General features: G+C 43.3%; 18 protein-coding genes. 11 read left to right on the top strand and 7 right to left on the bottom strand.

Features of this window, described 5'->3' with window-relative positions:
• Positions 1 to 3: 3 nt before the first annotated feature.
• The 3 genes from HMPREF0501_RS07560 to HMPREF0501_RS07550 form a co-directional block, all read right to left on the bottom strand.
• A complete protein-coding gene (locus HMPREF0501_RS07560) occupies positions 4 to 1,182 on the bottom strand; it encodes an OFA family MFS transporter (RefSeq protein ID WP_050755780.1) in 1,179 nt (392 codons plus the stop codon).
• A gap of 216 nt (positions 1,183 to 1,398) precedes the next feature.
• Positions 1,399 to 1,866, bottom strand: coding sequence for a transcription elongation factor GreA (greA, locus tag HMPREF0501_RS07555; protein WP_006917410.1), 468 nt, complete (start codon positions 1,864 to 1,866; stop codon positions 1,399 to 1,401).
• Positions 1,867 to 1,878: 12 nt separating this feature from the next.
• Complete coding sequence (locus tag HMPREF0501_RS07550; protein ID WP_006917409.1) at positions 1,879 to 2,820, bottom strand: phosphoglycerate dehydrogenase; 942 nt, start codon at positions 2,818 to 2,820, stop codon at positions 1,879 to 1,881.
• A gap of 82 nt (positions 2,821 to 2,902) precedes the next feature.
• On the opposite strand from HMPREF0501_RS07550, the gene HMPREF0501_RS07545 reads away from it, so the two are divergent.
• From HMPREF0501_RS07545 to HMPREF0501_RS07530, 4 genes are all read left to right on the top strand, one after another.
• Positions 2,903 to 3,232, top strand: a complete 330-nt coding sequence (locus HMPREF0501_RS07545; RefSeq protein ID WP_006917408.1) for a hypothetical protein — start codon at positions 2,903 to 2,905, stop codon at positions 3,230 to 3,232.
• Positions 3,233 to 3,323: 91 nt separating this feature from the next.
• Positions 3,324 to 4,121, top strand: a complete 798-nt coding sequence (locus tag HMPREF0501_RS07540) for a transporter substrate-binding domain-containing protein (protein WP_006917407.1) — start codon at positions 3,324 to 3,326, stop codon at positions 4,119 to 4,121.
• A gap of 60 nt (positions 4,122 to 4,181) precedes the next feature.
• Complete coding sequence (locus HMPREF0501_RS07535) at positions 4,182 to 4,877, top strand: amino acid ABC transporter permease (protein ID WP_006917406.1); 696 nt, start codon at positions 4,182 to 4,184, stop codon at positions 4,875 to 4,877.
• Between the two features lie 3 nt (positions 4,878 to 4,880).
• Positions 4,881 to 5,615 (top strand): amino acid ABC transporter ATP-binding protein, encoded by a 735-nt coding sequence (locus tag HMPREF0501_RS07530; RefSeq protein WP_006917405.1) that lies wholly within the window; start codon positions 4,881 to 4,883, stop codon positions 5,613 to 5,615.
• Between the two features lie 83 nt (positions 5,616 to 5,698).
• On the opposite strand, the gene HMPREF0501_RS07525 is transcribed toward HMPREF0501_RS07530, so the two are convergent.
• Genes HMPREF0501_RS07525 through HMPREF0501_RS07510 form a run of 4 tightly spaced genes read right to left on the bottom strand, consistent with a single transcriptional unit; the run spans position 5,699 to position 8,215 of the window.
• Entirely contained in the window at positions 5,699 to 5,923 is a 225-nt protein-coding gene (locus tag HMPREF0501_RS07525) for a hypothetical protein (protein ID WP_006917404.1), read from the bottom strand.
• Positions 5,924 to 5,939: 16 nt separating this feature from the next.
• The gene (locus HMPREF0501_RS07520; RefSeq protein WP_006917403.1) at positions 5,940 to 6,443 is read right to left on the bottom strand and encodes a YbhB/YbcL family Raf kinase inhibitor-like protein; all 504 of its coding nucleotides are present in this window, start codon (positions 6,441 to 6,443) and stop codon (positions 5,940 to 5,942) included.
• A 17-nt stretch (positions 6,444 to 6,460) separates the two neighbouring features.
• The gene (locus HMPREF0501_RS07515; RefSeq protein ID WP_006917402.1) at positions 6,461 to 7,249 is read right to left on the bottom strand and encodes a tyrosine-protein phosphatase; all 789 of its coding nucleotides are present in this window, start codon (positions 7,247 to 7,249) and stop codon (positions 6,461 to 6,463) included.
• Between the two features lie 24 nt (positions 7,250 to 7,273).
• Positions 7,274 to 8,215, bottom strand: coding sequence for an SGNH/GDSL hydrolase family protein (locus HMPREF0501_RS07510; RefSeq protein WP_006917401.1), 942 nt, complete (start codon positions 8,213 to 8,215; stop codon positions 7,274 to 7,276).
• A gap of 159 nt (positions 8,216 to 8,374) precedes the next feature.
• On the opposite strand from HMPREF0501_RS07510, the gene HMPREF0501_RS07500 reads away from it, so the two are divergent.
• The 7 genes from HMPREF0501_RS07500 to HMPREF0501_RS07470 all read left to right on the top strand — a co-directional run bounded on the left by HMPREF0501_RS07500 (position 8,375) and on the right by HMPREF0501_RS07470 (position 21,546).
• Positions 8,375 to 9,544: a galactokinase gene (locus HMPREF0501_RS07500; RefSeq protein ID WP_040456183.1), complete on the top strand. Its 1,170-nt coding sequence runs from the start codon at positions 8,375 to 8,377 to the stop codon at positions 9,542 to 9,544.
• Between the two features lie 15 nt (positions 9,545 to 9,559).
• The gene (locus HMPREF0501_RS07495; RefSeq protein WP_006917399.1) at positions 9,560 to 11,005 is read left to right on the top strand and encodes a UDP-glucose--hexose-1-phosphate uridylyltransferase; all 1,446 of its coding nucleotides are present in this window, start codon (positions 9,560 to 9,562) and stop codon (positions 11,003 to 11,005) included.
• A gap of 18 nt (positions 11,006 to 11,023) precedes the next feature.
• The gene (locus tag HMPREF0501_RS07490) at positions 11,024 to 12,013 is read left to right on the top strand and encodes a LacI family DNA-binding transcriptional regulator (protein ID WP_006917398.1); all 990 of its coding nucleotides are present in this window, start codon (positions 11,024 to 11,026) and stop codon (positions 12,011 to 12,013) included.
• A 69-nt stretch (positions 12,014 to 12,082) separates the two neighbouring features.
• Positions 12,083 to 13,966, top strand: a complete 1,884-nt coding sequence (locus HMPREF0501_RS07485) for a glycoside hydrolase family 2 TIM barrel-domain containing protein (protein WP_006917397.1) — start codon at positions 12,083 to 12,085, stop codon at positions 13,964 to 13,966.
• Entirely contained in the window at positions 13,950 to 14,912 is a 963-nt protein-coding gene (locus HMPREF0501_RS07480) for a beta-galactosidase small subunit (protein ID WP_006917396.1), read from the top strand. Before HMPREF0501_RS07485 ends, HMPREF0501_RS07480 begins: the two co-directional genes overlap by 17 nt.
• Positions 14,913 to 15,422: 510 nt before the next feature.
• On the top strand, positions 15,423 to 16,088 hold the full coding sequence (locus tag HMPREF0501_RS08645) for a pectate lyase-like adhesive domain-containing protein (protein ID WP_050755776.1): 666 nt from the start codon (positions 15,423 to 15,425) through the stop codon (positions 16,086 to 16,088).
• The gene (locus HMPREF0501_RS07470; protein WP_050755775.1) at positions 16,045 to 21,546 is read left to right on the top strand and encodes a Rib/alpha-like domain-containing protein; all 5,502 of its coding nucleotides are present in this window, start codon (positions 16,045 to 16,047) and stop codon (positions 21,544 to 21,546) included. Before HMPREF0501_RS08645 ends, HMPREF0501_RS07470 begins: the two co-directional genes overlap by 44 nt.
• Positions 21,547 to 21,660: the final 114 nt, after the last annotated feature.

Raw genomic sequence — 21,660 nt, 5'->3', positions numbered from 1 at the left:
AAATTAGCGTACAGATTCGACAGATTGGTTAGTGACAAAACCTTTTTGAATCCGAATGGAAATAATCATGGCGATTAAGTCAATGATGATGAATGCAATTAAGGTCACGTAGTAGTTATGTAAAATTTGATGAGTCCAAGAAAGAAGGACTGGGCCCACCATTCCGGCAGCGGCCCAAGCAGTGAGTACATAACCATGAATAGCGCCTAACTCTTTGGTGCTAAACACATCACTAAGGTAAGCGGGAATAACGGAGAAGCCGGCACCATAGCATGACATTAGCAAACATAAAGCAACAGCGAAGATGAACGGTTGTTTAAAGAAAATCAAAATAACCAACATAATAATATCCAGAATAAAGATCAGGCTGTACGTGAGGGGCCGGCCGATATAATCGGAAAGGGTTGCCCAAGCCAGACGGCCAAACCCATTGAATAAGCCGATAATACCGACCATCACTGCCGCCGCAGCAGCGGTCATGGAAGTCATACTTTGGGCCATTGGTGAAGCCGCGGAAACCAAACCAATTCCAGTTGTGATGTTGATGAAAAACATGAACCAAAGGCAAGCAAACCAACGAGTACGGACGGCCTCATTGGCGGTCATAGATTGGTTAGTAAGACTTACCCGAGAAGCATTATTGGCAATTACTGCAGGTAGCTCATGCGGGTGAGGTTTACGAATGAATTGTGCGGTAATAATCATTACAACAAAATAGAACAGCCCTAAAACGTAGAAAGCGTTCGCAAGGCCGATCGTCATGATCAGGCGTAGAGCAAGCGGGCCAGTCAATAATGCAGCAAACCCAAATCCCATGATGGCTAGACCGGTCGCTAAGCCACGCTTGTCAGGAAACCATCGCACGATCGTGGAAACTGGTGTGACATAACCAGAACCAAGGCCGAGGCCACCAATGACACCGTAAGCTAAGTAAAGCAACCATAATTGGTGGACCTGGATGGCAACCCCGGTGAGAGCGATTCCCGAACCATAAAAGATACTTGAGATGGTACCAACAGTAGCAGGACCAAACTTTTCAACGAGGCGTCCCATAAAGGCAGCCGACATTCCTAAGAAAAAGATAGCGAGACTAAAAGCAAAGGAAACGCTCGCTTCTTGCCAACCAGTTTGTTGGGCAATTGGTTTGGTAAAAACACTCCAGGCATATACGCCACCGATCATTAAGTGAAAAACAACTCCGGCAATGGCGATTCCGTAACGTTTAAATGAATGCAAGATTAATTCTCCTTTTAAACACGAACGATAAGCAACTGACTCGAATTATAATTCGTGACTTAAAATTAACACACCGATATGTAATGCGCAATGAAAATTTTGAAATATAAAAAAGGAACGTGACGATTTTTTACAAAAGTCACGTTCGCCCTGCAGTAAAAATTATTTCACATTGATGATTTTGACTTGATAGGTGGAATCTGGGGCCACCACATTTACCACCAGATTAGCCATTTTGCCCATCATTGCTTGACCAAGTGGTGAGTCAAATGCCAGTTTGTGGTTGGCAAGGTCGGCTTCGTGAGTTCCGACAATTTGATAAGTGATCTGAGAGTGATCATCCAAGAATTCAATGGTGACGGTACTGCCTAAATCAATGGGCCCGCCATCCCGATGCTGGATGACCTTAGCGTAGGTTAATTGTTTGTTTAGGTAGCGCAGGCGGCTTTCTAGATGCCGTAAATCGCGTTTGGCGGTGCTATATTCAGTGTTTTCGGAGAGGTCACCAAGCGCGCGAGCAGCTTTGAGACGCGCAATCTTAGTTGGGCGCTCTTTCTTGAGTTCCTCAATCTGCAGCTCAATTTCGTGATAGCCCTCAGGGGTCATTTTTTGAAAATAGATTTCTGTCATCGTTCTAGATCCTTATAGTTGATTTACCGGCCACTGTGGTTTTTTACCTTGTAGGACGCGAACAACCTCACTCGCGGCATCATGGCAACCACGGTCCATCGCATCAATTGTACCACCACCGATGTGGGGAGTCAGAAATACGTTATCCAGTTTAGTGAGTTCATCGTCTACTGGAAGCGGTTCTTGCTGGAAAGCATCTAGAACGGCACTATGAATCTCGTGATTCTTTAATGCAGCAATTAGATCACCATGATTAACTAATTGGCCGCGCCCGAAGTTAATCAATGTTGCCGACGGCTTCATTTGTTTGAAAGCCTGCTTATTCATCATTGCGGTTGTTTCTTTAGTTACGGGAGCGCTTAATGAAACGTAATCGGCAGTCGCTAAGAGTTCGTCTAATGACACTTCAGTTCCAACCTCGAGCTTTTTATGATGGGCACCGTTATTAATCACGACTTTCATTCCTAGAGCGGCTGCTTTTTGTGCTAAGGCATGACCAATCCGACCGTACCCAATGATTCCTAAAGTTTGACCACTAATATCGTGACCGGCAGTGGCGTGACCTTGATCCCATTTTCCGGCGAGCAATAATTGCTGCCGTTGGTAGGTATCGCGCGCAGCCATTAAAATTGCTCCTAAAATGGCTTCTGCAACTGAATTGTAGTTGGCGTGCGGGGTAATCGTGACCCAGACGCCATTAGCTGCTGCACCAGCAGGATCAATATTGTTGTAACCAACCCCAACCCGGGACAAGACCTTTAATTTTGGTGTTTGCGCATAAGTGTCGTTGCTGATTTGATCGAGCATTACCACCGCTCCCTGGACTTGATCACCATACTGGATTAAGGCTTCATTATCCACATTTTTAACAGCAATCATTTCGATATTGGCATCTTCAAAAACTTTTCGTCCTGCGTCACGAAAGTCAGCAGGAATTAATACTGCTTTTTTCATCGTTCACTTCTCCTCGTTCGTTTGTTATTACTATTATGATATGATAAACCTAAGATTTCAATTTTAGGAAAGGTGAGCAAAGATGAGTTTGGATGTACCAGAAAACATGGAAGAAGTCGCAATGAAGATTGCGCAGGCGAAGGTCCGCGGCCACGAGCTAACCAAGGAAGAAGTCATTACGACTGCGGTCCGGGATATTTTACAAGGTTACCTGGACGAAGCATTGGAAGGCCATTATGATGATGTCAAAATGCTGGATGATGGGACGCTTGAGGTAACTGATGTGATGGGGGGGAAGGTCGGCAAAGTCCAACCAATTGGCGATAATTGGGTTAGTGACTTTGAACAGAATGCGGATGAACTCGATGAACGGTTTGCGGATGAAGCGCAAAAAATTGTTGGTCACCGTTAAAAAGATGATTAATGATGTTGACAATCGTCAACAGAGTCTGTAAACTTTTACTTATTGAAAGTAAGCACGACGACAAGGAGGAAATACGGTAATGAAAAAATGGCTCAAAAGAATCAGTGTGATCGGTGCTAGTTTACTTGCAATGGTGGCACTGGCAGCCTGTGGCCGCTCTTCTTCAAGTAATAGTCCCCAATTAGTCAAAAAGGGAACGTTAACAGTTGGGTTGGAAGGAACCTATGCACCATATTCGTACCGTGAAAATGGTAAGCTAACGGGATTTGAAGTGGATATGGCGCGGGCGTTAGCTAAGAAGATGGGTTACAAGGTTAAGTTTGTGCCAACCAAGTGGGATTCGTTAATTGCAGGGGTTGGTTCCCATAAGTTTGATATGGCAATCAACAACATTGCGATGACTCCTGAACGTCAGAAGGCATACTTGTTCTCAACTCCATATATTTACTCCAAGACATCCTTAATCATGAAGAAGGATAATAACGACATTAAGAATGTTAATGATATTAAGGGTAAAAAGATTGCTGCTGCAACCGGGACTGCTAATGCGGATAACGTTAAGAAGTTCGGCGGTGACAATGTTTCATCACCAGACTTTGCGACTGCAATGTCATTAATTCGGCAGGGTCGGGTACAAGCTGCAATGAACTCGAAAGAAGCATTCCTTTATTATCAACGGACGAATAATGCGGATGACTTAAAGGAAATGACGGTCCCAACGAGCAAGATTCCAAGTCAAAAGATTGGAATTTTGATGGCGAAGAATAATAAAGGTTTGAAGAAGAAGACGGATAAGGCTTTGAATGAACTCCGCAAGGATGGTACATTGAAGCGGTTATCTGATAAATACTTCCAAGAAAACATTACTGAAAAATAAATTAGTAAGGCCAAGATCGCAATTATAACGAGCTTGGCCTTTTACAAAAGGGAAATTAAAATGTGGGATATTATCAAATCAACAACGCCGGAAATTTTATGGGCCGGCATTAAATACACGATTCCGATTGCGGTGATCTCGTTCATTATTGGATTGGTAATTGCGGTGATAACCGCCCTGATTAAAACTTCTAAGCCACGGGGAAATGCAGTGGTTAAAGGGCTTTGGCAGCTCCTTAAGGCCATTTTCTCGTTTTATGTATGGCTTTTCCGTTCCACACCACTGATTGTTCAATTATTTATTGTTTTCTACGGTCTCCCCAACGTTGGCCTGCAATTAAATGCGTGGACGGCTGGTATTTGCACTTTCTCCCTTAATACCGGGGCGTACGCCTCAGAAACGATTCGGGCGGCCATTAGTTCTATTCCCCGAAGTCAGTGGGAGGCAGCATATTCTATCGGTATGACCTATCAGCAGGTGTTATTCAAGATTATCTTTCCCCAAGCTTTCCGGATCGCAATTCCACCGCTGTCGAATTCTTTTATTGGCCTAGTTAAGGATACGTCGTTAGCAAGTACGATTACGATTGCGGACATGTTTTTAGTGAGTCAGCAAATTGCTTCGCATAACTATCAACCGTTATTGATGTACTCAATTGTCGCAGCAGTTTATGCTATTTTCTGCTCATTACTGACAATTTTGCAATATTACATGGAAAAACGGCTATCACGCTACATTACCGCGGAAGGGGAATAGTCAATGATTAAACTAAGTCATGTTGATAAACAATATCAAAATCATCACGCCTTGAATGACGTCAGCGTTGAATTCCCTGATCATCAAACAACAGTTATTCTCGGGCCATCTGGCGCGGGGAAATCAACGTTACTCCGGGCAATTAACCTGCTTGAACGACCACAGTCTGGAACGTTAGAAATTGGCGATTCAAAACTGGATTATGCACAAGATTTATCCAATAAAGAAATTTTACAAATGCGTCGCCAAACAGCCATGGTTTTCCAGAGTTGGAACTTATTTCCAAATCTGACGATTCTGGAGAATATTACGGAAGGTCCGATCTACGTGAAGGGGGTTAGTCGCGCGACTGCTGAGAAAAAGGCACACCAACTGCTCCAACAGGTCGGCTTAGATGACGTTGCTAACCGTTATCCAAACCAACTTTCCGGTGGCCAGCAACAGCGGGTTTCCATTTGTCGGGCATTAGCTCTCGATACCTCATTTATTTTATTTGATGAGCCAACAAGTGCCCTTGATCCTGAACTAGAGGCCCAGATTTTACGGGTGCTGCAAGATTTAGCTAAGCAGGGTCATTCAATGATTGTGGTGACCCACAATATGGACTTCGCACGCAAGGTTGCTGACCAGATTGTCTTTGTTGAAGACGGTCAGATTGAATTTGCGGGTGCTAGTGAACAGTTCTTTAATCAACCAACGAAACGCATTCAAGAATTTTTAGCCGCTATGAAATTTTAGAGATTATATTGCTTCTCTGTGAACAGAAAATGCCGCTCAGTCCGGATTCCACGAACTGGGCGGCATTTTTGTGCGTAGGCTAACTAAACGTGTTTTTTGATTTCGTATGCCTTAGTAGAATTATGCGGTTCTTGCTTCGCGTCACGGGCGTAAAAGATGGCGTATTCTTCATTGTCCTTATCCTTAGCAATTACCAGGTCGTCGACTTTACGTTCTTTTTTAAAAATTTGTCCTTTCCGGACGGCTTCGTTGTAATCGTGAATGTTGGCAATTGAATCACCCGGGTTAAAGAAAATTCTAGTTTCCATAATCTCACTTCCTTTATTAATTTGCACGTGATGGTAGCTGGATGGTGGCTTCATCAACAATGTGACCTTCAGCATCCTGAAGAAATTCATTCAACCAATAACCGTTTTTTAACGGCAAAATTTGATCAAGGGCATAAACGGTTAATTGGTAATTATGTGTCTGGTCTGGTGGTGTCGGACCAGTATATCCGGTTTGCGGTTGCCCATTCACGAACCGACTGGCATTACTATTTTTTCCTTGAATGAACCGGTCTTTGAGTTCCAAACTAGCATTTTCTGGAATTTCTTGCCAATCACCGGGAATATTGGTTGCGATCCAGTGGATCCAGGTAAATCCGCAAACTGGAATGGAATCATAATCGACCATTACGATTGCATATGCTTTGGTTGTAGCAGGTGCGTCACTGATTTTAATCGGAAATGACGTTACCGGTTGCCCTGCTGACTTATTGCCCGCTGGAGCAAACTTCCCGTATCGGTCGGGTAGGAGACCATTTTCAAGTGGTACATTAATTTTCATTTTTCCAACCTCCTTAATTAATTTAGATACAGTTTTTGTAAATCTGCGCGGTCATTTTTAGTGAGACCAACCGCGGAACTGAGATAGTTGTTGATATTACCATACTGTTCTTTAATCACCTGACGAGCCGCTTCAAGGTAGCTCGGATCAGCGGTCCATAACGCGGTGTAGTTATCAATGAGTGTCATTGGGCGTTGTGCCGCGCGTAACATTGCCTGGCGACCGTTTAGAAAATTCTTCAGGGCTGTATTAGTTAGCAAGTAATCCTTTTTAGCAATTTCTGCACTGACCCCCAGCGCCCGAAGAATTAGGTAGGCGCTCATTCCCGTTCGATCTTTACCAGCGGTGCAATGAAAAAGAATGCTCCGGTCTTCGTTGACGGTTAACAGTTGCGCAAAGATAGCATGAAAGGCATTGGCAGCGTGCTGACTGGTCATCATATCATGGTAGACCGCTTGCATGTGCTGACGGCCAGCGAGCGGGTTGCTCCGTAACTCATTGCTGAGTCCGTCGACGCTCTTTGATGAATCGGTCACATCTCGTTGGAAAATTGGGTTCGATAAGTATTCAATGTGGTCAGGAAGCTGATCTGGAGCAGCAGTAATTTCTTCTTTGGAGCGCAGGTCAATGTCTGTTTGAATTACTAGCGTAGTGAGCTGCTGTTGATCTTGGTCGGAAAGTTGACTAAGTTTATCAGAGCGAAAAATCTTTCCCCATTTGACGGTTTGACCATTAACGGTCGGGTAACCACCGAGATCCCGAAAATTATGGGTGTTTAATAATGGGATAATTCGTTCGTGGGCCAATTGATCACTTCCTTTCTGTTTCCCTTATTGTACCAGTTGCAAAAGGGCCTGTGCAAAATGTTGCCCAGCCGTCAACGAACCACGGCGGCTAGGGTGCAGTCCATCAACTGTTTCTGAACACCAGTCGACAGTTGGTATTACCGGAATCTTTATTTCCTGACCAATCGTTTTGATTTCCTGAGCAAAGCTTTGTAAGAAGGGCACCATTAATGCGACTGGACAATGATAACGTTGTTGAACTGTTTTGACGTATTTAGTATATGCCTGACGAAATTCGCTGGTGGAGAAGCGCCGGTCGTTAACCCCTAAAGCAATGATTACTAAATTAAATGGCTTCGTTGGTGCCGCGAGTTGAGCATTCAACTGAGTGAGCCAAGTCTGAGCTGGTGGAACGTTTCCGGTTCCTGGTCGTAGTACTCCAGCCGCCGAATAAGCCACCCGGTGAATTTCAATTTGGGGAAGGAGGTCTTGTGCAACTGCCAAGTAGTTACTTTCCGGACGGTAGTCGACGCTAGCATGTTTACCATCAACCCAACACCCCGCCGTAATGGAATCACCAAGGACAAGAACGCGGGTGGATTTAGCAAGTGGCTGAATGGTAGCCGAATCATCGACCGTCATCCCGGCAATCGTGAACACTTCATTTTTATTCCAAACATCATCAAGATCACAGTTTCCACCAGTCATAATACAGATTTGGTGGCAGACTGGCGAAAATGATAACGTCATACTTTTATCTGAAGCAGGCCAGCGGTGCCAAGGACCGTTATCAATCCGGCAGGTAAAGAACTGGCTAGGAGAAAGGGGGTTAGCATTAATTACCGTTTGGATGGACAAAGAAGCACTATTACGAATTGTGAAATTTAATGAAGCACCTAATAGTGGTGACATTAAAAAATGATCATGGATAAACCACCGACCGGTGAGGTGGGTTTGTTCCACGATTGCGTTTGCAGAAAACTTCATTGTTTGAACTCCTTACTTTTTAAACCTATTGTAGCGCATTAATGAATCGTGTTTCACGTGAAACAATAAAGGACGTTGACCAATTTTACAAAAAGGTTTACCATGAGTTTAGTAAAATTTTACTAATGAACTTTACTAAACTGAAAACGGAGGCTGCTCATGGAAAAGCAAGCGTTACTGGATGGATTCCAAAAAGTATTTCACCGCCCCGGAAAGGATATTTTCTTCTCACCGGGACGAATTAACCTGATTGGTGAACACACTGATTATAATGATGGTTTATCAATGCCGTGTGCGATTAGCTTAGGAACTTACGGGGTCTTTGCGCCACGCGATGACGATAAAGTGGAGCTATACTCTGAAAATATTAAGGGTGAAATTGTTTCATTCCCCGTGACGGACCGTTATCCAATTGTGAAGGATTCGGAACAGTGGGCTAATTATCCGAAGGGGATGCTCGCTTATTTACGACATGAAGGCTACCTCATTGATAAGGGATTTAGTCTTTATATCTATGGTAATCTACCGTATGGTTCGGGACTATCATCATCGGCGTCCATCGAAATGCTGATGGGGGAAGTCTTAAAGGATGAATTTAATTTACCTGTCAGCAATATTGAACTGGCTAAGCTAGGTCAGCGGACAGAAAATGACTTTTTAGGGCTGCGTTCCGGAATCATGGATCAGTTTGCTGTCCGGATGGGCAAGAAGGATCAGGCCGTTTTACTAAACAGCGCAACATTGAGTTATCAGTATAAGTCAATGGATGATCCGAACTATACCTTGGTAATTATGAGCACTAATAAAAAACATTCATTAGCTAATTCCGCCTACAATGAACGAGTTAAGCAAAGTCAGGAAGCACTGCATCTTTTACAACAGAAGCTAGGCATTACGTCACTTAGTGATCTCGATTTTAAGACCTTTGAAGCGTATGACTATTTAATTAATGATGCAGTGTTGATCCGGCGGGTACGGCATGTTGTCACGGAAAATGAACGGACACGTGAAGCTACAAAGGCAATGCAGGTGAATGATATGGAACGTCTCGGGCGGCTGATTAATGCTTCTCACGTTTCATTAGCATACGACTATGAAGTTTCCAGTTGTGAACTGGATACACTAGTAAACACAGCTTGGCAGCTTCCGGGAGTAGCTGGAGCTCGAATGATTGGTGGCGGTTTTGCAGGAAGTGCCATTGCGCTAGTCAAGAAGGACCAAGTTGAAAACTTGAAACAGCAGGTTGGCGAAGAATACCGTAATAAAGTTGGCTATGATGCTAGTTTCTTTGATGTTGAAATTGTTGATGGACCGCGACAATTAAACTAAGGAGCGCGAATCAGAATGTTATTTGAAAAGTTTGCTAAACAAGCCATTGCCAGTGGCCGGTTTGCACCGTTGGACCAGACCTATGTAATGAATAAGGTGCGAGCATTAGTTGGTGACGCGGACGTGGATGATGATCAACGTCCGGTTGTCGATCAATTAGTTGATCTAGCTGTTCAACGTAAGAAGATTGATGATGGACCAACCGCACGCGAGATCTTAAGTGATCAGTTATATGACCTGCTGACGCCAACGCCAGCAGCAGTGAACGCAATGTTTTGGAACAAGTACGTGGAGTCGCCACAGACCGCGACGAATTGGTTTTATCAACTGTGCACCACCAATAATTACGTTAAAGCATCCGCAATTAAGCGCAATATTGAATTTACCAAGCGGGTCCAAGATGGTAATCAACTAGAGATCACCATCAATTTATCTAAACCGGAAAAAGATCCGAAGGCAATTGCGGCGGCTGCCCATGCTAAGGGGAAAAAGTATCCGCAATGTGCATTGTGTATGGAAAATGAAGGCTACTTGGGCCGCCTTGATCATGCTGCCCGGAGTAATCACCGGATTATCCGGATGATGATTGGCGGCAAACAGTGGGGTTTCCAATATTCACCATATGCATACTTTAATGAGCACTGCATCTTTTTAGATGCCAAGCACGAACCGATGAAGATTAACCAGCAAACGCTGATTAATTTAGTGGAAATTGAAAAGCAGCTACCCCATTATTTCGTTGGTAGCAACGCAGATTTGCCAATCGTTGGTGGCTCGATGCTAGCACACGAACATTATCAAGGTGGTAAGCACGTCTTTCCAATGATGAAGGCTAAACTCCGGCAATCAATTTCTTTTACCGACTATCCAGACGTAACGGCGGGGATTGTGGACTGGCCGATGAGTGATTTACGCTTAATCAGTAACAATGAATTAGCGTTAATTAATTTAGGGACCCACATCATTAATAGTTGGGACCATTATAGTGATGATCAGTTGCAGATTAAGGCGGATGATGGCGCTACCCGACACCATACCGTGACCCCAATTATGCACCGTAATGGTGACCAGTTTGTGTTAGATTTGGTTTTACGGGATAATAACACTAGTGATCAATACCCACTCGGAATTTTCCATCCACATGAAGAGTTATGGCACATTAAGAAAGAAAATATTGGCCTGATCGAAGTAATGGGACGGGCCATTTTACCATCCCGGTTGAAGGATGAATTAGCAGAAGTCAAAAAATTCTGGCTTGGTCAGGATAATCAAATTGCTGATAGTCACCTGCCATGGGCGAAAGCTGTTCAGGCACGACGGGAGATTACCGCTGCCAATGTGGATGAGGTGCTTCAGGAAGAAGTGGCTCAAGTATTTTCTGACGTGCTAGCGGATGCCGGAGTATTTAAAAATGATGACGCGGGCAACGCAGGATGGCAACGATTTATTGATCAACTATAACGGATCAGGAGGCTTTTTGTGGCAGTAACATTAAAGGACATTGCAGATCAAGCGGGAGTTTCTTTAGCGACAGTTTCACGAGTTCTTAACCACGATCCCAAATTGTCAGTAAGTGAAACCACCCGGCGCAAGATTTTAACGATTGCGGAAAAGCTTTCGTATACTAAAAAGCATCACCAACCCGCTAACCAACAGTCGACTGAAGTGGGCATTGTTGAGTGGTACCCACAGGAAACAGAATTACGGGACTTATATTACCTTAGTACCCGGATTAATGTAGAACGAGCTGCTCAGGAAGCGGGGCTCAAAACCGTGACCGTTTTTGCAGACCACTTGGACCAAATTCCCACATCTTTGGCCGGGATTATTGCCATTGGTAAGTTTAGTCAACGGCAGCTTCAGCAACTAAGGACCATTACGCATAATGTGGTTGTTCTCGACCATGATGAACTAGCCCATGGTTATGATTCGGTGATTCCCGACTTTCATGGCGGAGTACGCCAGGCTGCTGAATTTCTAGCCGCACGGTATACTAATATCGCAATGATTGCCGGTCAGGAAAAGACCCGGGACGGTGAAATTGTTTTTGATGACCGCCAGCAAGTATTTGAAAGTGTGTTACGCGAGCATGATCAATACAATAATAAGTTGTTTGTAACGGGCGATTATTCTGAACAAAGCGGCTATGCTTTGATGAAACAACTATTAGCGGGTTCGCCACGCCCAGATGCGGTTTTTGTGGCGAATGATGCAATGGCGGTCGGAGCATTGCGGTACCTGCATGAAGTTAAAGTGGCAGTGCCAGAAGAATTAGCGGTAATGAGTTTTGGCGACACAACATTAACCCACTATACGTATCCACCATTGACAGCCATTCGAGTTTCGATTGATGAAATGGCGGAGATGGCTGTTCAACAAGTTAAAATGCGACGGGGGAGTGAAGATTTTACCCCCATGAGAGTTGTGGTTGGTACAAAGTTAGTCAAACGGGCATCAACAAAAAAATAGGCTGAGGATTGGCTCAGCCCTTTATTTAACAAGCCAATGTAAGCGATAACATTACAAGGAGGGATTTACATGCATGCACAATTAGAATGGTTAGACGATCCCCGGGTTTTTCGGGTCAACCAAATTGCGGCCCACAGCGACCACGATTGGTATCAAAATTATCGACAATTAGCCAATCAAAAAAGTAGTTTTTACCAATCATTAAATGGTCGGTGGCGGTTTACCTTTGCCAAGACGCCACAGGATCAACCGCAAGATTTTATGCAACCAGATTATGATGATCATGATTGGGATTGGATTCAGGTTCCCAGCATGATCGAGTTGGCCGGTTATGCCCAAAATCAGTACATTAACACTCTGTATCCTTGGGAAGGGCATCATTTTCGACGCCCACCATTTACAAATGGTCAGGAGATTGTACATGGGCAATTTTCAGCTGCGGATGATAATTCGGTAGGCTGTTATCGAACCCACTTTGATTTACAACCGGGATTGCAAGGCCATCACGTCCGGGTGCAGTTTGCTGGTGTTGAACGAGCCATGTACGTATGGCTAAACGGTCAATTCGTTGGTTATGCCGAGGATAGTTTTACCCCGAGTGAATTTGATTTAACGCCTTTTTTGCGAGAAGAAAACAATGTGCTAGCGGTGGCCGTTTTTAAACACAGTACGGCATCTTACCTAGAAGATCAGGATATGTTCCGCTTTTCAGGGATTTTTCGTAACGTGACCTTGCAGGCCGTTCCCGATACTCATGTCGAAGATTTGTTGATTAAGCCAACCGTCAATGATGATTACACATCTGGGCAACTATTGGTAAATCTCAAAATGGCGGGAACCATGGCGGGGACGGTATCAATTACTGCACAAGATCAGTCAGGACAGACAATTTTGCGCACGGACCAAAGTGTGGCAGAAACCTTAACGATTCAATCGGGAACCATTCCCGAGGTTCATTTGTGGGCTAACCAGGATCCGTATCTCTACCGTCTGGAAATTGTGGTGCATGATCCAGCTGGTCAACTATTAGAAGTTATTCCGTATCAATTTGGGTTCCGCCGCGTCGAAATTGATGCCGATCACGTGTTAAAACTGAATGGTCAACGCCTGATTATTAACGGTGTTAACCGTCATGAATGGAATTGTCGGACGGGCCGCTGCATAACATTAGCAGATATGAAACAAGATATCACAACGTTTCGGGAAAATAATATTAATGCGGTGCGGACCTGTCACTATTCTGACCAAATCCCGTGGTATTACCTTTGTGATCAAAATGGCATTTACATGATGGCAGAAAATAATCTGGAATCGCATGGAACTTGGCAAAAGATGGGGGCAGTGGAACCATCATATAATGTGCCGGGCTCAGTGCCAGAGTGGCGTGATGTTGTCTTAGATCGCGCACGCACTAACTACGAAACCTTTAAAAATCACCCAAGTATTCTCTTCTGGTCACTGGGAAATGAATCATACGCCGGAGACAATATTGCGGCGATGCAGCAATTTTACAAGCAACATGATGATACCCGACTGGTTCATTATGAAGGAGTTTGTCAAAATCCTGAATATCGGGACCGAATTTCTGATTTTGAAAGTCGGATGTACCTGCCACCGAAAGATGTGGAAGAATATTTGAAAAATAATCCTGATAAACCGTTTATGGAATGTGAATACATGCACTCCATGGGCAATTCCGTTGGTGGGATGCAGGCCTATGTTGATTTGATCAAGAAATATCCTGTTTATTGTGGTGGCTTTATTTGGGACTTTATCGACCAAGCCATCCAAGTTACGGATCCAGTAACGGGACAATTAGCAATGCGGTATGGCGGTGATTTTGATGATCGGCATACAGATGCAGACTTTTCTGGAGATGGTTTAATGTTTGCAAACCGGGTTCCTAAACCCGCAATGCAGGAGGTGAAATACTACTATGGCCAACTCAAATAAAATGCACGTAGTTTATGGTGATGGGGTGCTCGGTTTACATGGGAATGGTTTTGAATACCTCTTTAGCTATGAACGAGGAAGTATGGAATCTTTGAAAATTAACGATCGCGAATGGCTGTATCGACCAATTTACCCAACTTACTGGCGGGCAAGTACCAGCAACGATCTTGGCAATGGCTTTTCATATCATAGTGCGCAGTGGCTCGGTGCAGATATGTTTCCTAAATGCACGGCAATTGAACTTACGGTAGACGATCATCACTTCGCTGAACTGCCAATTGCACCATTAAATAATCGTTTTTCCGGGAACGAAACAGCAGAAAAGGTAACAATCAAATTTACCTATTCAACTGCTACAATACCAGTTGTCCAAACATCTGTGACTTACATTGTGGAGAGCAACGGTCGGATTCAAGCTAGTGCGCATTATTATGGGGAAAAGGAACTTCCTGAACTCCCGGTTTTCGGTGTGCGGATGGTCATGCCAACGAAGGCGACTGGCTTTACCTACACCGGGCTCTCGGGCGAAACCTACCCAGATCAGCTGGCTGGCGGACAAGAGGGAACGTATCACATCGATGGCTTACCATTAACTCCATACCTGGTTCCACAGGAGATGGGGATGCACATGCGGACGAGTGCATTAAAAGTTACACGTGAAACAACGCAAAATAATGCTAATCTGCATCCGCAACCATTTACGCTGAAGTTTGAACAAATTGGCCAGCCATTTAATTTCAGTTTGTTGCCGTATACGGCAGAAGAATTAGAAAACGCAACCCATATTGAAGAATTGCCAGCTGCCCGGCGAACGGTTCTGGTGATTGCCGGAGCAGTTCGTGGTGTTGGGGGAATTGATAGTTGGGGAGCTGCAGTTGAAAAAGATGCAACCCTGCCTGCTGATCATGACTATGAGTTTAGTTTTGCAATTACACCATTCAGTTAATAAGTAGTTGATTTAAAAACGGGAATGTCCAATTGATGGACATTCCCGTTTTTATGTTGATAAATAAAACAGTCAATTAGCGAAGGACAATTAAGAATGATTTATAAATTTAGCCGATTTAATTTTGTTAGTGATTTGTGGAAAGGCAGTATTAACCGATAATAAGTGATTGATTTTGTAATTAATATTTCACGAAAATTTGTTCATAAATCGAAAAAGTGATGAATTTTTATCAAATCATTGATAAATGGAATGCCAAAAATGGGCCGTTTGTTATTATTTGATAAAAATCGCAGAAAACGGCTACAGCCCTTGATGTAAAAGGGATAAGGTGGCTTATCGAAGAATTATTGATATGAAAAAAATCATATATCAAGAATTTCTTTTTAGGGCTTGAAGGCCCTAGCCAATAGGGAATTAAAAGAATTATGCAATTTTTATGTTTGAAACTTGAACTTTTAAACAATACAGTAATGACTGTAAAGCAAATTACTAATTGGAGGTCATAAAATGTTATCAAGTAATAATCAAAATGAATATCTTCGTAAACAAGAACCGAAGAAACAACGTTTCGCAATTAAGAAGTTAACTGTTGGAGTTGCTTCCGTTTTGATTGGGTTCACTTTTATGGGCTTGAATGCTTCCGCGAATACCAATACTAATACAACCACTACTCCCGCAGGACAAGAGACTGCTGCAACTAATGACGGTAATAGTACTGCTTCCAATACGGATCAAGAGCAACCTGTAGATCAACCAACGACTAATGGAGATCAACAGAATACAAATAGGGGTCAAGAAACAACTGATGCTGCTACTCTAAAGCAAGAAACTAATGATCAGCAAGTTACCCCACAACCAGCGACTAATCCGGTAACGCCATCACAAGTTGATGCAAATAAAACCGCAACTGTACAAAATTCACAGGACGTTTCTAGCTGGTCAGAATTTGTAAATGCATTGAACGATGCAAACGTCAACCAAATTAATTTAACTGGTGACATCACCGTTACAGGAAAGGTTGATGGTATTTCAACGCCAAAGCCTGTTGCTGATAAGGGATATCTTAACCTTAATCAGAAAGGAATTGCCCGGAAAGTTACTATCGAAGGTAATAGTCATTCGTTAGATTTTGGTAAATATTCACTCAAGTTTACCAATAATAACCAAAAATAACCAAACTAAAGAAAATCCAAATTGGGATATCACCTTTGATAACCTTAATATCAATGCAGCTACTTTTGATGGTCACCAATACAGTCCGATTTACTTTGGGGCTGCCTGGGCTGGTGATAACGCAGCCGTAACTAAGGAAAACCAAAAGAATATTAAGGTTACTTTCAATAATGTTAATGCAGATGTAACTGACCGACCAATTATTAGCGGCTTTATGACTAACTGGATGGGAGCAGCTGATATTAGTGGTGAAGCTTACACCTTAGTTCTTAAAGGTAACAATAATTTAACCAGTAATGGATATACCGGCGGTTCTACCCCTGGTGATGCTGGTGATGCTATTACAGCCGGAAATATCATTGTTGAAGATGGGACGACAACTGTTAATATGACCAGAACATCATCATACAACTTGCAATATGGTGGTGCGGCAATTCGGACTTCCCAACCAGATACAGCCGATTCTTATACCTTAGACGTTAAGCAAGGGGCTACCTTAAATGTTAACGGTGGTAAGGACGTTAAGGGAATTGTTACTGCTAATGCCACCACTGGTACTGTAAATATTGATGGTACCGTTAATATTAATATGGGTACTGGTCACTCCATCGCCGTGCTTGCTGGTAACTTAAACGTTGGCAAGACTGGTGATTTGGAAGTTCAAACCCAACAACTTCAAAATACTGATAAAACGATTGCCAACTTTAATAGTGGTCAATACGGTGTCCTTTCTATCGGTGTTGGTTATCCAGCTAACTTAACTAACCAAGATGCTAATACAATTAATGATAATGGTATTATTAAGGTTGTGCGGACTGCTACCGGTGAAACACTGAGTCCAATTATTTCAATGGGTTCTGGTTCTGCTGGGCTATTAAAAGGTGACTTTACCGTTAACGTTAACCAAGGAGCCACCTTAGATTTGCAGGATTCAGCTAGTCAGACCGGTTTAGGAATGATTGCTGTTTGTGGTTCAAGTGTTAAATCATTTGTTAACTTCACTAATCCTGGTTACGTAAACTTACAACGATTGAATGCTTTACCAAAAAATGGTGGAGATTTGGTTTATCTCGAAGGTCAACCTAACGGGGTTACAATTGCTCAATCACCAATTGCTCAGTGGGATGAAGCTAACATGACCAAGTCGCCAAGTTTTACTTGGATTGTTAATAATGTTAGTTCAATGAACAACTGGGGGACGAATGCAAGTTCAGGTTTTGCCGCCGCTGGTCAAACTGCTCCAGAAAACCAAAAGGGTCAACTTAAGTTCTTACACTCAAATGGTACTGTATCAATGGCACCTTCACAATCAGGCTTGAACTCATACCAATATAACGGTGGTCAAAAGGTAAATAAAGATTCTGATCAAGGAATTATTGTTCAAGGGACAGCTCCTGATGGTTCTGACTATTATGAACCATACTTAGTTCAATTCTTGAATAACTTTAACTACTGGACTCCTCAACGGCTAGCAATGGGTACTAAGTTACTTAATACTCCTGCCGTTACTGTTAAGGATAGTGACAAGTATCAACCTGAAACCCAAACGATTAACGGTAAAACCAATCAAACATTGGCAGATTTGAAGGCTGCTGATGGTATTAAAGATTACATCGAAAATGACGGTTCAACTAGCAAGGTCGTTCCTGATCTTAAGACAACTGTAACTTGGTATGATCCTTCTACTGATGCAACTGAATGGACTAGTTTAATGGGTACCCAATCAGCGCCAACCAACCCAACTGGTAACTTGAAGACTACTGATAAGTCAGCATGGGCTAAGGTAACTTATGAAGATGGCAGCGTTGATTTTGTAAACATCCCATTAAACATTACCAACAACCAAGACCAAGACAGCGATCTTTACCAACCTACTTACGATCCAATGAACGTCAAGCAAGACGAAACTAAGACTGAGGATCCTACTTACACTACTAAGCAGGATGGCACTATTACGATCAACCCAGATAGTAGGGCTCCAGAAGGTACTAAGTACGAAATTAGCAATCCAAGTCAAGTTCCGTTTGCGACTGTTGATTCATCTACAGGTAAGTTAACGATTGCGCCAACTAAGGATAACAGCAAGACTGGTTTAACTACTGTTCCAGTTACTGTAACTTACCCAGATAAGTCAACTGACACGGTTAACGTTCCAGTTTACATTGGGGATACTGTTCATACCGGTACAATCACTACTGAACTAGTAAATCCTTCAGATCCGAATGGTCCAAAGAAGGCAACTGGTGCTTATGCAGTTGTCACGGATCCTGCAGCTGTAAAGGCCCACGAAACCTCAGTCAATAGCATGGACCCAGCTAAGATGGCTAATAATGCAGTTTCAGCAATTAACCATTACACTATTAACCCAGATGGTACTGTTTCAAGCAAGGTTGATCCAATTGATAAGTCAACCGCTAAGATTGCCTGGAGTGGTGAAACTCCAAATACTGTTGTCACTACTCCAACCGCAAGTAAAAACTTAACAGGGACCGTTTCAGTAACTGTTGATGACACAACAGTTGATAGCAACGAAATGACTATTGTTGCTCCAGGGGCAACTGCTAAGGACGTTACTACTCCAGTTAGGGTTGTTGAGGGTCAAAGCTTGACTTCTGCACAAGGCAAGGCATTAATTGATACTACTAACTTAGATAAGGCTGGCATTAAGTACAACGCAACTTGGGCCACTACTCCTAAGGCTGGCGATACTAGTGCAACTATCAGACTGACATTTACTGATAAGGACGCACAAGGCAACTTCACCTACTTAGATGTTCCAACTAAGCCTGGTTCAATTGAAGTTGTTCCTGAAGGTGAATATGCTCCAAGTTACAAGCCAGTTTCTGTAGAACCAGGTAAAATCGTAACTGATCCAGTTATTTCTGACACAAAGACTCCAGAAGGGACGACCTTTACTAAGGGGACTGGTAACAATGTTCCAACTTGGGCCACTGTAGATCCATCAACTGGTACAATTACCTTGAAACCAGGCGCTGATGTTACTCCGGGTCATTATGAAGTTCCAGTAACGGTTAAAGTTCCGGGTAAGCCAGACCAAACTATTACAGCACCAGTTACTGTTACTGGGATGGATCATGAGCATAATACCTGGTATGGAAACCAATCATCAATTAGTTTTACTACACCAACTGTTCCAGTTCACCGGACTACCAATGGGTATGAAATTCCAGTGGCGGAAGCTCGATACACTACTATCGAATACCAATATGATTGGCAAGGTGGTAATAATTATGGTCACAAGGTAACCTACACTCTTCAGGGTGACAAGTACGTTGGTGACAATGGCAAGAGCTTCGATGCAAGTGCTACCCAAATTAGTTGGGTGCCAGCGGGTAATGGTGTTTTAACACCAAACACTAACTGGAAGGTAACTACTGATGACACTGGTTCGATCTTATACGATCAAGCACAAGCACCCGACTCACCAGAACAAACTACTGATGGAGAAAGCTTGCCAGGGAACTCACACTGGCGCATGAATTATAAGTTAGGTGACTTACGTCAATACATTGGCATCGGCAATAGCAGTAGCTGGTCAAATGTCTACTTCAACTTCTATGGTGCAACTACTGGTAAGACTTTAACCTTCAAGCAGGGTGAAGATATTTCGAACTTAACGCAAGATAAATACCGTCAATTAATCGATGTAACTGACCTTGGTCAAGCTGGCTGGAATGGTCAAAATGTAAATCCAAATGCGCCTCAAGTCTTAGCCTACGTTGAAGGCACTGATGCTAAGAAGCAATTCACAATGACTTGGGCACCAAATGGTCAACCATTAACGGCGACAGTTGCTAATGGTGTAAAGGGTGTTGTACGGATTATCTTTAATGACGGTACTTACCTGGATGTTCCAGCAGCAATTAACGTAATTGCTGACCCAGACGCTGGTAAGACTGATCAAGATAAGACTGAATTCAGTCAAAAGATTGTCTACACTTACAATGGCAAGGAAATTGCTACAATCAACATCAATAACATCAAGAAGGGCTCCGATGTCTCTGCTGACACATTGAAGAGTACGATTGATGGTAATGTTCCAAGCAACTACCAGATTGCAGATGGTTACACTTACCAAGCTGGTTTGACTAACGTAAGTGCAACTCCAGATACCATTGAGGTTCCATTAACTCTGAAGAGCGGTGAAACCTTCAACGCAACTGGTAACCTGGTTTACCAAACTGAAGATGGTAAGCCAGTTAATACCAAGGCTGGTAAGTCAGGTGTTGAAATCAAGAGTAATAAAGGTGACACCTTAACTGCTGCCTTGCTGCATGACTTAGCTGATCAAAGCCTTCCTGAAGGCTACGAAATTGTAACTTACCCAGGTTCATATAATGTCGAATCTGATGGGTTCACGATTCCAGTTATTGTTAAGAAGAGTTCAACCAAGGTCAACTATGATCCAACTAACAAGGACATGAACAGGGATGTTGTGCGGACGATTACCATTTACAAGACTGATGGTACAACTCAAACAGTTACCCAAGACGTTCACTTCGTTCGTGGTGGTGAAGGTCAAGTTGCTGAAACAATTGATCCTGATGGTCAGATGCATTGGACCCCATGGACGGTTGCTACTAAGGACGGCAACACTTGGAAGTCCAACGGTGCTAAGGCAACCACTGGTGCTTGGGAGGAATACGATGTCGACCAAGTAGATGGCTACACTTCAACTGTTGATGGCAAGAATGCTATTAAGGTTGCAGCTAACAACAATATCACAGCTGACACTGCTAATGCGAATGTCACAGTTGCTTACACTAAGGCCACAAACCCTGATGACCACAACATCGACCCAACCAACCCAGGTGAAAGCAGTGACATGTTCGCTCACCCAACTCGGACGATCAACGTCACGGATCCAACTACTGGTGCAATTAACACCACTAAGCAAACTGTTTGGTTCGGTCGGACGAAGACGGTTTCAACGAATCCTAATGCTTATGGTAAAGGTAAAAATACTAAGTACGGTGACTGGAAATTAGGTAAGGTTGTCGATGGTCACTTTGTAATTGACGCCAACGCTAATAGTGCTTGGCCTGAATTTGATGCACCAACCTTTGATGGTTATACACCTAGCCAAGCTAAGGTTGATGCTCAAAAGGTTGAAGCTACTACTGGCGACACTGAAGTAAATATTACCTACACCCAGGCCGATAATGGTAACCATGACAAGGGTGGTAACACCACGCCAACACCAACTCCAGGTGACAATGGTGATCATAACAACGGTAACGGCGAAGGTAATGGCATTGCTAACAACAATGGCGACGTTAAGAACACCAACAATGGTGCTAGCAACAACGCTAATAATAACAAGCATGCATTGCCACAAACTGGTAATGACCAATCCGCCGCAGTTGCTGGATTAGGACTTGCTGGATTGACAACCATGTTAGGCCTTGCTGGTCTGAAGAAACGTAAAAACGATTAACAAATTGCTTGATAACTACTCCCAATAGTTAATTTTCTGACTGGCAAAGGAAAACAAGGCTGGAGAAACTTCTAGTCAAGTTAAAAAGCCGGACGGTGAATCCATAATTGATTC

It is taken from the genome of Limosilactobacillus coleohominis 101-4-CHN (assembly GCF_000161935.1).
Taxonomy (GTDB): Bacteria; Bacillota; Bacilli; order Lactobacillales; family Lactobacillaceae; genus Limosilactobacillus; species Limosilactobacillus coleohominis_A.
This window is presented reverse-complemented; position numbering and strand designations above follow the sequence as displayed.